The sequence below is a fragment of the Klebsiella sp. EMBS2024 genome (genome assembly GCF_036233805.1).
GTDB lineage: Bacteria > Pseudomonadota > Gammaproteobacteria > Enterobacterales > Enterobacteriaceae > Klebsiella > Klebsiella pneumoniae.
This window is the reverse complement of record NZ_JAZARW010000001.1, coordinates 2,188,049-2,199,788: the sequence shown is the minus strand read 5'-3', so window position 1 is coordinate 2,199,788 and position 11,740 is coordinate 2,188,049. Positions and strand designations below refer to the sequence as shown.

The window sequence follows — 11,740 nt, the reverse complement described above, 5'->3', positions numbered from 1 at the left end:
CTCAGTAAATGAATATAAATTTCTCTGGGGTTTACTTTCAGTTGTGGAATTCCTGGTGGGGTATCTGATATATCGATTTGCATATGCATATATTTATGATGAATGGAATGATTATCATTAAGAAATTAAACGGCGTGGTCTGTTGATCGATTTTTGATGCTCATTAAAAGGGTTGGCTTCCTTAGCACTCATGTGGACTAGTATGGACTATGCAAGGAAAACGCTTTGCCAAAACACAACATTTTAANGTCAGCAATACCAACGGGGAGCAGGTGATAAAATTCAGGAATTACAGAAGGAAAGATGATTGGTGCGTCTGAATGGACTCGAACCATCGACCCCCACCATGTCAAGGTGGTGCTCTAACCAACTGAGCTACAGACGCATTATGGTGCGTTTAATTGGACTCGAACCAACGACCCCCACCATGTCAAGGTGGTGCTCTAACCAACTGAGCTATAAACGCATTATGGTGCGTTCGATTGGACTCGAACCAACGACCCCCACCATGTCAAGGTGGTGCTCTAACCAACTGAGCTACGAACGCAATGTTGTGGTGACAACGGGGACGCATATTAGCGGCAGGGAGGGGATGTGGCAAGAGGTAAACGTCACTTTTCTTGCACATTGCATGCGATTGCGGAACTTTTACTCATTCCGGATATATTTTACTGAACCACAAGGATATTTCTTCGCCAGCGAGCATCACGGGTCTTATTTTTCAGCCAGTCCAAACCTGCGCGGAAGGGTTGCCGATGTGTTAAATTATCGGCCACCAGAAGAGAAGGAGTCATAACGAAGATGAAATCGATTGGTATTTTCTGCGGTTCTTCAGCTGGCGAACATCCGCTGTACCTCGAAACCGCCCGTCTGGTTGGACGTACGCTGGCGCAGCAGGGGTTGGCGCTTGTCTATGGCGGCGGCAAAGTTGGTCTGATGGGGGCGGTCGCCGATGCGGCGCTGGAGGCCGGTGGCGTGGTGATCGGCGTGATGCCGCGCGGCCTGGTGGAGCGGGAAATTGCCCACCGCGGCTTGACGGAGCTGCATGTGGTCGAGGATATGCACGAGCGGAAAACCAAAATGGCGGCGCTGGCGGATGGCTTTATTGCCCTGCCGGGCGGGGCGGGGACGCTCGAGGAGATTTTCGAACAATGGACCTGGGCGCAGCTGGGGATCCATGAGAAACCGTGCGCGTTCCTGAATATTAAGGGTTATTACGATCCGCTTCAGGCGATGGTCGATAACATGGTACGGGAAGGGTTTATGCACCCGCGCTACGCGGAGATGCTGCCGTTCGCTACCTCGGCAGACGAGATTATCGCCGGTTTTCGCGACTATACGCCGCCGGCCCGTAAATGGGTTCAGCAGCCAGCTATTTAAACATCAAACGCAGGGTAAACAGCGCGCAGACGATGAGCAGTAACAGCAGCAATTCGAAGCGATAGCGTTGCAGCATGATGTCCTCCTGAAAAAAAACCGGCGCTGTTCAGCGCCGGTTTATCACCTTAACGCCCTGACCATTATGCCGCCGGTTTAACCGCCGGTTTAGCTGCATGGTGCGTCGTTTTATGGTGTTTNTTCGCCGCCTGCGCTTTCTGCGCNACTGCCGGTTTAGCAGCGGCTTTNTGGTGTTTNTTCGCCGCCTGCGCTTTCTGCNCGNCTGCCGGTTTCGCGGCCGCTTTGTGATGTTTCTTATGGTGAACGGTAGTATGGCTGGCTGCTGCACTCGGGGTGGTGCTTGCCGCATTGGCAGCGAAAGCAACTGATGACAGACCCATAGCAGCGGCAACGACCAGAGCTAATACTTTTTTCATTCTGAAATCCTCGACTTGGTTTCTTGAGTAACCCCACTGCGGGGCTGTTGGCAACACTATAAGCGCCTGCCGGGAGGCTATCAGTGAGTCTTTGGTGTCAGGGAGTAACGGAATGTACAACGCGCCGTTATAGCGAAGAACGAAAAAGCCCGCCGGAGCGGCGGGCTTAGACAAGTTAGCGCGCAGCGCGCTGTAAGATGATGCTGGAAGGCTGGCGCTGCAGAAAACGCATCCGCAGCATCATCATGATGGCGGCGGAGGTCAGACCGATGATAAATCCGCACCAGAAACCGGCAGGTCCTATGCGGGGCACAATCATATCGGTCAGCGCCAGCAGATAGCCGCTTGGCAAACCCAGCACCCAGTACGCGGTAAAGGTAATAAAAAAGATAGACCGCGTATCTTTATAGCCGCGCAGAATGCCGCTGCCGATCACCTGAATAGAGTCGGAGATCTGATAGATAGCCGCCAGCAGCATCAGGTGCGAGGCCAGCGTCACCACCTCGGGATTATCGTTATACAGCAGCGCAATCTGCTTACGCATCAGGACGGTAAAGATAGCGGTAAATACCGCCAGGCAGACCCCCACGCCCACGCCGGTGCGGGCCGAAACCTGGGCATCGATCGTTGAGCCCTGGCCAAGGCGGAAGCCGACGCGAATGGTGACCGCCGCCGCCAGCGACAGCGGCAGAACGAACATCAGCGAGCTGAAATTAAGCGCGATCTGGTGACCAGCGACGTCAATGATCCCGAGCGGGGAGACCAGCAGCGCGACGACGGCAAACAGAGTGACTTCAAAGAACAGCGCCAGAGCAATGGGCAGNCCCAGCTGCACCAGCCGTAACAGGACGGCAAAATCAGGGCCACTGAAGCGCTCGGCGCAGCGGATATCGCGCATCGTACGCGCCCGGCGCACCCACCACAGCATGGTGGCGAACATCACCCAGTAAACGGAGGCCGTCGCCACACCGCAGCCGACGCCGCCCAGCTCGGGCATGCCGAAATGACCATAGATAAAAATATAGTTCACCGGAATGTTGACCAGTAATCCAATAAAGCCCATGACCATCCCGGGCTTGGTTTTTGCCAGCCCTTCACACTGGTTACGGGCGACCTGGAAGAACAGATAGCCCGGCGCGCCCCACAGCAGCGCGCGCAGGTAGCCAACCGCCTTCTCAGCCAACAGCGGATCGATGTTATGCATGGAGCTGATGATGTATCCGGCGTTCCACAGCACGACCATGATCAGCACCGAGACAAAGCCGGCCAGCCAGAAGCCCTGACGCACCTGAGGCGCGATACGCTCCCGCCGCCCGGATCCGTTAAGCTGCGCCACCACCGNGGTCAGCGCCAGCAGAAGGCCGTGGCCGAAGAGGATCGCCGGCAGCCAGATGGAGGTCCCGATGGCCACGGCGGCCATATCCGTGGCGCTGTAGCCACCCGCCATCACGGTATCGACAAAACCCATCGCCGTCTGCGCCACCTGCGCAAGGATGACGGGTATAGCCAGAGCTAATAACTGACGCGCTTCAACGAAATACTTCTGCACGTGAACACCTTCGANTTGTTGTTATTTTGAGACTAAAAAAGCCGCCGTAACTGGCAGCAAGGGGATAAAAATGAGGAATTTCCAGTCTATTGTAGCGAGGATTGGCTATTAAGCCAGTGAAAAAAGAGTCGAGGCACGAAGCGCGCTGGCAACCGCTTTGCCCTCCTGTTATTGTTCCCGATAGCGAAAGCGGTAATGATACCGTCATGATTTTCAACAGGAGCCAAACATGTTTACTGGTATTGTTCAGGGAACCGCGAAAGTGGTCTCCATTGATGATAAACCCAATTTTCGCACTCACGTGGTTGAGTTACCGGCACATATGCTGGAGGGGCTGGAAACCGGCGCCTCGGTAGCCAACAACGGCTGCTGCCTGACGGTGACCGAAATCAACGGCGCGCGCATCAGCTTCGATCTGATGAAAGAGACGCTGCGGATTACCAATCTTGGTGATATTCAGGTCGGCGATGAAGTGAACGTCGAGCGAGCGGCGAAATTTAGTGATGAAATCGGCGGGCATTTAATGTCCGGCCACATTATGACCACCGCGGAAATCGTGAAGATTCTGACTTCCGAAAATAACCGTCAGATCTGGTTTAAAGTGCAGGATCCAACGCTGATGAAATACATCCTCTATAAAGGATTCATCGGTATTGACGGCATTAGTCTGACGGTGGGTGAGGTGACGGCGACCCGTTTCTGCGTGCATCTTATTCCGGAGACGCTGCAGCGGACCACCCTGGGAGCGAAAAAACTGGGCGATCGCGTCAATATTGAGATTGATCCGCAGACCCAGGCGGTTGTCGATACGGTCGAACGCGTGCTGGCCGCGAAAGAGATGGCGGCTAAGGTCAATGAAGCCTGAAAAAAAATCCCCCGCCGATAAGCGGGGGAGTGTTATTTAACGGGCGACGCGCAGTCCATGTTCAATACCGCGCGAGAACACCACCTGCCAGAGCTGAATGTCGCGGGCGCGGAAGGCGCCGGCGCAGGCGTTCAGATAATAGGTAAACATGCGTTTGAAACGCTCAGAATAGTTATCGGCAATTTCCGGCCAGCTGGCGAGGAAACGCTCATACCAGGCCATCAGGGTCGTGTCATAATCGGCGCCGAAGTTGTGCCAGTCTTCCATCACAAAGTGCTTCTCGCTGGCTTCGGCAATGTGACGCACGGAAGGCAGGCAGCCGTTCGGGAAGATATATTTATCGATCCACGGGTCAACGTTATGGTCGGTGACCTTGGAACCAATGGTGTGCAGTAAAAAGCGGCCGTTGGGTTTCAAATTACGGTCGGCAACCTCAAAGTAGGTAGCGTAATTTTTCGGCCCCACGTGCTCAAACATGCCAACGGAGACGATGCGGTCAAAGCTGTCGTGCAGATCGCGATAATCCTGGAAACGAATCTCTACATCGAGATCGGCGCAGCGCGCCTGGGCCATTTTTTGTTGCTCGGCGGAGATGGTTACACCCACGACGCTGACCTGATAATTTCGCGCCATATATTCGGCGAGACCGCCCCATCCACAGCCAATATCCAGTACCCGCATGCCTGGCTCCAGCTCCAGTTTGCGGCAGATGAGATCCAGCTTAGCCTGCTGGGCGGCCTCGAGGCTCTGCGCCTCTTTCCAGTAACCGCAGGAATATTGCATATAGGGATCAAGCATCCGGCTGAAGAGATCGTTGCCGAGGTCGTAGTGCTCTTTACCGACAATCCAGGCACGTTTTTTACTTTGTAGATTAAACAGACGAGCGCCTGCGATGCGGAGTGTGTCTTTGAAATGGTGTGGGAGCTGCTTTTCCAACCCGGCGCGTAACACCTTGTGGAAGAATATATCCAGACGCTCGCATTCCCACCAGCCGTCCATATAGCTTTCGCCTAAACCCAGCGAACCTTCCTGCAAAACCCGTTTAAAAAAGAGAGGATTTTTAACCCGCAGGTCGGACGGCGCGGAGCCATTGATTTCAATTCCCGCACGGCCTAATAATTCAGCTGCAATCCGGTACCAGTCATCATTTGGTACACTTACTTCTTCTATACACGATGAACTCATAGCTTCTCCATCACGCCCAAGTGATCAGAACCTTAAAACAGCGTAGACGCTTTTTTGGCTTTGTGAGAAATCTCACGGATAATCCGTGAAGTCGCTATCCGACGTAAACAGAGGAAGGGAGATAACCCTTGCCGAAAGGCCTTCCATGGTGAAACGGAGGCATCCTGCATCCGTTAATCTGTAACTATTTTCTATTTATGTGAACCCGGATCCAGTATAGGACGCTAAGTACTGGCTTTCAATAAAAATTTCTTAGCATGCTAACGACTGGTCCGGGCCCTGGCGACGGGCATTACGCGTGGGAAGAGTGGGGTGTCAGCTCCGGCGTCTGCTGCAGGCGATAGCCTATTCCGGCTAAGCCAATCGAAACCAGCATTACGCTGGTGGTGGTCAGCAGCGGCGTGGCGATCAGCGCGGATACCAGCAGACTGGTCAGGAAGCACAGGCCAAGCTGCAGGGTATTTTGCAGCGCCGCCGCGCGGCCGGTCGCCTGCGGAAAAGGCTTCAGCGCCTGAGCAACCACGATGGGGTAGATCCCGCCGTTGACCACCGCCATCATGCAGAACGGGATCATTAACGCCACCAGCGAGGCATGGGTTTGCAGGCCCACCAGCCAGGTGGCGGCTACGCTGACGGCAAAAATCACCAGCAGCCACGGCAGCATCTGTTGACCGGACCATTTCTGCAGCAGCGCGCGACAGCCATAGCCTCCCACCAGAAAGGCGATGGTCTGCGGAATATAGCTCAGGCCGATAGCGGTTGGGCCATAGCCCATTTCGTGCAGGATAAAAGGTGAACCGGTAAGCCAGGCGAAGAAGCTGGCGGAACAGGCGGCGTAGATCAGGACGTTGCCGCTGTATTCCCGGGAGCGCAGCAGCGCGAGAAAGGTGATCTTTTGCTGCGTCACTACTACTGACTTCGCGGCTGCCTTCAGGCGCAGGGCAGGCAGCATCAGCAGCAGAGTGATGGCGAACAGGGTGGCGAAGATGGCTTGCCACTCGAAGTGCACCAGCAGCCAGCTGCCCAGCAGCGGGGCCAGCGCCGGCGACAGTCCTACCAGCGGCATAATGGTGGCGAAGATGCGGTTCGTGCGCTGGGCAGGATAGTAATCGGCGACCATCGCCTGCCAGGTAACGGCCGCGGCACAGACGCCAATCGCCTGCAGAAAGCGCAGCGCCAGCATCAGGGTGGCGTTGTGCACCCACAGCATCCCCAGACAGCCGGCCGCGAAAATCGCCAGGCCGCTCAGCAGCACCGGTTTACGTCCATAGCGGTCCGACAGCGGTCCCCAGAACAGCTGGCCCAGCGCGAAGCCGGCGAGGAACAGGCTCAGGCTGGCGCTAATGGAGGCGGCGGAGGTGTTGAGATCCTGCTGCATGGCGGCAAACGCCGGCAGGTACATATCGGTGGCCAGAAAGCCCAGCACGCTCAGGCCGGCCAGCCAGACTAAAAATCCTTTCCCGGGTTGTGACATAACGTTCTCATAGTTGGTGTACAGGTACGATGCCGCAGAGTGTAGGGAGTGCATTGTGGCTTGTGAAACGCTAATATTTGTCACATGCATTCAAAAATTTTGCAGGCAGAAAATGTGGTCTGAATACTCTCTGGAAGTGGTTGATGCCGTCGCCCGTAACGGCAGCTTCAGCGCGGCCGCGCAGGAGCTTCACCGGGTGCCTTCCGCGGTCAGCTATACCGTGCGTCAGCTCGAAGAGTGGCTCGCCGTTCCCTTATTTGAGCGTCGCCATCGTGATGTGGAGTTGACCCCCGCCGGGGTCTGGTTTTTACAGGAAGGGCGCTCTGTTATCAAAAAAATGCAGATCACCCGCCAGCAGTGTCAGCAAATTGCGAACGGCTGGCGCGGACAGTTGTCGATCGCAGTGGATGATATTGTGAAACCGGCGCGGATGCGTCAGATGATCGTCGACTTCTATCGCCATTTTCCCGACGTCGAACTGATCGTCTTTCAGGAAGTATTCAATGGTGTATGGGATGCGCTNGCCGACGGCCGCGTTGAGCTGGCGATTGGCGCAACGCGATCTATTCCGGTCGGCGGTCGCTATGCGTTCCGCGATATGGGGATGCTGAGCTGGGACTGCGTGGTGGCGAGCGATCATCCGCTGGCAAAGATGGATGGACCCCTGAGCGACGACGTCCTGCGTAACTGGCCGTCGCTGGTGCGGGAGGATACCTCGCGCTCGTTGCCTAAACGGACAACATGGTTGCTGGATAACCAGAAGAGGGTAGTCGTCCCTGACTGGGAATCATCAGCAACCTGTTTGTCGGCAGGACTCTGCGTCGGCATGGTGCCGAGCCATTTCGCCCGTCCATGGATAGATCGCGGCGAGTGGACTGCGCTGGCGCTGGAAAATCCGTTCCCGGATGCCGCCTGCTGCCTGACGTGGCAGCAGAACGATGCCTCACCGGCGCTGAACTGGATGCTTGACTATCTGGGGGACAGCGACACGCTGAATCGGGAGTGGCTGCGGGCGCCGGAGAGATCCGCGCCCGCCAGATGCCTTAACGACGATAATCGACAAACGGGCCATCCGCTACCGAGCGGCGCTCAACCAGACGGGGGTGCACTTCGATAGACTGCGACTCTTCACGCTTGTTGACGATACGATCCAACAGCATGTTAAATGCGGCCTCGCCCAGGGAATCTTTCGGCTGATGAATGGTGGTTAACGCCGGGCTGAAATAGCGGGCGTTGCGCACATTATCATAACCGATCAGCGAAATGTCCTGCGGCACCCGCAGTCCCATTTCATCCGCCGCGCAGATAGCGCCCATCGCCATGATATCGCCGCCGCAGAAGACCGCCGTCGGGCGGTGCTGCTGGTTTAGGATCTGCTGCATTGCGCGGTAGCCGGACTCCGGCTCGAAGTCGCCCTGCACAATCCAGTTTTCCGGCACGCTGATATGCGCCTCTTTCATCGCCTGCATGAAGCCGGCCAGTCGCCCCGCGCCGGTGTTGCGCTCCAGCGGACCCGGGATCACGCCGATTTCGCGATGGCCGCGTTCAATCAGGTAGCGTCCGGCGATATAGCCGCCCTGGAAGGCGTTATCGATCACCGCATCGGTGAAGTCGGCTTTCGCCTCGCCCCAGTCCATCACCACCATTGGGATATGGCGGTACTCTTCCAGCATGCTCAATACCGAATCCGGATACTCGGAACACATCACCAGCAGACCGTCTACGCGCTTTTGCGCCATCATCGACAGATAGGCGCGCTGTTTTTCCAGATCGTTCCACGCGTTACCGAGGATCAGAGTATAGCCCTTCTGGAAGCAGCTCTTTTCAACGGACTCAATAATTTCAGCGAAATAGGCGGCTTCGCTACTGGTCGCCAGCAGGCCAATCGATTTGGTGTGATTGACTTTCAGGCTGCGCGCCACGGCGCTCGGCGAGTAGTGCAGCTCTTTAATCGCCGCCCATACCGCATTACGCGTCTCTTCGGCAACGAAACGGGTTTTGTTAATTACATGTGACACAGTTGTAGTGGAAACGTTTGCGCGTTTCGCTACATCTTTAATAGTTGCCATTACATCTCACTCCATGCCTTGACCTGATCGCCTGATCATCGATACGTAAACGTTTGCCTACACACACCCTGAATACAATTTTCAACATTGCATCACGTCGGGAAAACGACACAGAACGACAGGAAGGGGTCAATGGCCGATACGCTTTTAAATTAGCGTGGGATTTTGTCCGATCTTGGGGCAAAGTGGAAGAGCAAAAATGTGCATCGCCCTAAATCCCGGAAGATTTTTGCGATTTTTTGTGCAAAAATGAGCAGGCTCACTTTTGGTGTGGGGATAACAAGAGGGAAAAATGATGGATACCAATTTAAAGTTTTCGCTGATCACCACGATTATTGCTCTCGGCGTGATTGTCGCTTTCAGCCTGACCGCCATACTGCACTAATGTTTCGCTGAGGGAGGAGGCCGCTTCCTCCCCATATCCCGCCATTATTATCAATTCTGCAAAAATCTTTTGTCATTTCGTTCACTTTTGTTTTTTTGTGATTGATGTCATGCTTTTGACTTCTGATGTTACGCCGTCCTCTCTGACGGTCTGATGGAGTCATTGAATGAAAATCAACTTTCCTTTACTTGCGCTGGCGATCGGCGCCTTTGGCATCGGTACCACCGAGTTCTCCCCGATGGGATTGCTGCCGGTGATTGCGAAAGGTGTGGACGTCTCGATACCGGTAGCGGGAATGCTGATCAGTGCGTATGCCATCGGCGTCATGGTCGGCGCACCGCTGATGACGCTGCTGTTGTCGCATCGCGCACGGCGCAATGCGCTGATTTTTCTGATGGGGATCTTCACCGTTGGCAACCTGTTGTCATCCATCGCGCCGGATTACACCACGCTGCTGCTGTCGCGCATTATTACCAGCCTCAACCACGGCGCTTTTTTCGGCCTGGGATCGGTGGTGGCGGCCAGCGTCGTGCCAAAGCATAAGCAGGCCAGCGCGGTAGCCACTATGTTTATGGGCCTGACCATCGCCAACATTGGCGGCGTGCCGGCGGCCACCTGGCTTGGCGAAACCATCGGTTGGCGGATGTCCTTCCTTGCTACTGCGGGATTAGGCCTGCTGGCGATGGTTAGCCTGTGGTTCTCCCTGCCGAAGGGCAGCGCGGGGGAACGTCCTGATGTCAAAAAAGAGCTTTCTGTCCTGCTGCGCCCGCAGGTGCTCTCCGCGTTGCTGACCACCGTGCTGGGCGCCGGGGCGATGTTTACGCTGTATACCTACATTTCGCCAGTGCTCAATACGCTGACCCACGCTTCATCGCTGTTTATAACCGCGATGCTGGTGCTGATTGGCGTCGGTTTTTCGCTAGGCAACTATCTGGGCGGCAAATTTGCTGACCGGTCGGTCTCCGGCACGCTGAAGGGCTTTCTGCTGCTGCTGATGGCGATCATGCTGGCGATCCCGCTGCTGGCGCAATCCCAGGCCGGGGCGGCCATCAGCATGATTGTCTGGGGCGCAGCAACCTTTGCGGTGGTTCCGCCGCTGCAGATGCGGGTTATGCGCGTAGCGCATGAGGCGCCGGGGCTCTCTTCTTCGGTGAATATCGGCGCGTTCAACCTCGGCAACGCGCTGGGCGCCGCCGCCGGTGGGGCGGTGATCTCTGGCGGACTGGGATATGCGTTTGTGCCGGTGATGGGCGCGATTATCGCTGGTCTGGCGCTGCTGCTGGTCTGGTTTAGCGGGCGAGCGCAGCCGGAAGAGGCTTTCGCCAGCCAGTAATCATCGGCTGGGCAAGGGCAAAAAAAACCGCAGCCGGGGAGACCCCGCTGCGGTTTGTCGTTTATGCCGCCAGGTTAGCCGCAACAAACTTCCAGTTAACCAGCGCCCAGAAGTGGTCCAGGTAGCTTGGACGGGCGTTGCGATAGTCGATGTAGTAGGCGTGTTCCCAAACGTCAACGGTCAGCAGCGGCTTCGCGTCGGTGGTCAGCGGGGTGCCGGCGTTGCTGGTGGAGACGATAGCCAGGCTGCCGTCGGCATTTTTGACCAGCCAGGTCCAGCCAGCGCCGAAGTTTTTCGCCGCGGCATCGGTAAATTTGGCTTTAAAATCCGCGAAGCTGCCGAAAGATTTGGCGATTGCGGCCGCCAGTTCGCCTTCCGGTTCGCCGCCGGCGTTAGGCGCCAGGCAGTTCCAGTAGAAGGTGTGGTTCCAGACCTGCGCTGCGTTGTTGAATACGCCGCCTTCAGACGTGCGGACGATCTCTTCGAGGGACTTGCCTTCGAACGCAGTGCCTTTGATCAGGTTGTTGAGGTTAGTGACATACGCCTGGTGGTGTTTACCGTAGTGATATTCCAGGGTTTCTGCGGAAATGTGCGGCGCCAGGGCGTCTTTTGCATATGGTAATGCAGGTAATTCAAACGACATTGCTACTCTCCTTATAACTTTTTGTTTTATCTCACATTGACAGGATGAGGTTTTCACCTGAATCGTGTTCTGACCGCCCGACGCTGTCGCGTCCCGGGCGTGTTATTGTATTGAGAATGTTAACATTTGCCGCAAGCAGTGAAAAGCCTTACAACGATAAAGGCTATTATCTCCGGTGCATGTGGTGAAGGCTTAACCGTTTTCTGCAGGAGTGGGCAATAAGCCGCCAAAATTGTTGCAACCATGTATAAGGAGATGCCCTCTGCGGATTTGCGAACTCGCATGGCAATTAACTACTCTGCTTCGCCGCTGTCACGCAATGCGCTGAACAAAAAATAAAACTTTAATATCAAACGATTAATAAAAATATGCGCTCAGGCAATCGTCGCTATGCCAATAATTCATTGTCTATTTTTTAATTTG

11 protein-coding genes and 3 tRNA genes are annotated in these 11,740 nt (G+C 55.5%); 5 read left to right on the top strand and 9 right to left on the bottom strand.

Going from position 1 to position 11,740, the window contains the following annotated elements; all coding sequences use genetic code 11:
* Positions 1–308: 308 nt before the first annotated feature.
* The 3 genes from VZP09_RS10080 to VZP09_RS10070 form a co-directional block, all read right to left on the bottom strand.
* A tRNA-Val gene (locus VZP09_RS10080) sits at positions 309–385 on the bottom strand.
* Positions 386–389: 4 nt separating this feature from the next.
* Positions 390–466, bottom strand: a tRNA-Val gene (locus VZP09_RS10075).
* Between the two features lie 4 nt (positions 467–470).
* Positions 471–547, bottom strand: a tRNA-Val gene (locus tag VZP09_RS10070).
* Between the two features lie 254 nt (positions 548–801).
* On the opposite strand from VZP09_RS10070, the gene VZP09_RS10065 reads away from it, so the two are divergent.
* The gene (locus tag VZP09_RS10065) at positions 802–1,380 is read left to right on the top strand and encodes a TIGR00730 family Rossman fold protein (protein ID WP_004175848.1); all 579 of its coding nucleotides are present in this window, start codon (positions 802–804) and stop codon (positions 1,378–1,380) included.
* Between the two features lie 140 nt (positions 1,381–1,520).
* Here the strand turns inward: VZP09_RS10065 and asr are convergent, their stop codons facing one another.
* A complete protein-coding gene (gene asr, locus VZP09_RS10060; RefSeq protein ID WP_328795095.1) occupies positions 1,521–1,814 on the bottom strand; it encodes an acid resistance repetitive basic protein Asr in 294 nt (97 codons plus the stop codon).
* A 175-nt stretch (positions 1,815–1,989) separates the two neighbouring features.
* Complete coding sequence (gene mdtK / locus VZP09_RS10055; protein WP_328795094.1) at positions 1,990–3,363, bottom strand: MdtK family multidrug efflux MATE transporter; 1,374 nt, start codon at positions 3,361–3,363, stop codon at positions 1,990–1,992.
* Positions 3,364–3,592: 229 nt separating this feature from the next.
* On the opposite strand from mdtK, the gene VZP09_RS10050 reads away from it, so the two are divergent.
* Positions 3,593–4,228, top strand: coding sequence for a riboflavin synthase (locus VZP09_RS10050; RefSeq protein WP_002907792.1), 636 nt, complete (start codon positions 3,593–3,595; stop codon positions 4,226–4,228).
* Positions 4,229–4,264: 36 nt separating this feature from the next.
* On the opposite strand, the gene cfa is transcribed toward VZP09_RS10050, so the two are convergent.
* Together cfa and punC are read right to left on the bottom strand one after the other, a co-directional pair.
* On the bottom strand, positions 4,265–5,413 hold the full coding sequence (gene cfa, locus VZP09_RS10045; protein ID WP_328795093.1) for a cyclopropane fatty acyl phospholipid synthase: 1,149 nt from the start codon (positions 5,411–5,413) through the stop codon (positions 4,265–4,267).
* A 292-nt stretch (positions 5,414–5,705) separates the two neighbouring features.
* A complete protein-coding gene (gene punC / locus VZP09_RS10040; RefSeq protein ID WP_002907785.1) occupies positions 5,706–6,887 on the bottom strand; it encodes a purine nucleoside transporter PunC in 1,182 nt (393 codons plus the stop codon).
* A 112-nt stretch (positions 6,888–6,999) separates the two neighbouring features.
* Between punC and punR the strand changes: the two genes are divergently transcribed.
* The gene (punR, locus tag VZP09_RS10035; protein ID WP_023316933.1) at positions 7,000–8,004 is read left to right on the top strand and encodes a DNA-binding transcriptional activator PunR; all 1,005 of its coding nucleotides are present in this window, start codon (positions 7,000–7,002) and stop codon (positions 8,002–8,004) included.
* Here punR and purR read toward each other — a convergent pair.
* The gene (gene purR, locus VZP09_RS10030) at positions 7,931–8,956 is read right to left on the bottom strand and encodes an HTH-type transcriptional repressor PurR (protein ID WP_002907778.1); all 1,026 of its coding nucleotides are present in this window, start codon (positions 8,954–8,956) and stop codon (positions 7,931–7,933) included. The two genes, punR and purR, sit on opposite strands and share 74 nt — an antisense overlap.
* A 292-nt stretch (positions 8,957–9,248) precedes the next feature.
* Between purR and cydH the strand changes: the two genes are divergently transcribed.
* Together cydH and VZP09_RS10020 are read left to right on the top strand one after the other, a co-directional pair.
* Positions 9,249–9,341 carry a cytochrome bd-I oxidase subunit CydH gene (cydH, locus tag VZP09_RS10025; protein WP_002907776.1) on the top strand — a complete coding sequence of 31 codons (93 nt, stop codon included), beginning with the start codon at positions 9,249–9,251 and terminating at the stop codon, positions 9,339–9,341.
* Positions 9,342–9,507: 166 nt separating this feature from the next.
* Positions 9,508–10,674 carry an MFS transporter gene (locus VZP09_RS10020; protein ID WP_002907773.1) on the top strand — a complete coding sequence of 389 codons (1,167 nt, stop codon included), beginning with the start codon at positions 9,508–9,510 and terminating at the stop codon, positions 10,672–10,674.
* Positions 10,675–10,735: 61 nt separating this feature from the next.
* Here VZP09_RS10020 and sodB read toward each other — a convergent pair whose 3' ends face one another.
* Positions 10,736–11,317, bottom strand: coding sequence for a superoxide dismutase [Fe] (gene sodB, locus VZP09_RS10015; RefSeq protein WP_002907771.1), 582 nt, complete (start codon positions 11,315–11,317; stop codon positions 10,736–10,738).
* Positions 11,318–11,740: the final 423 nt, after the last annotated feature.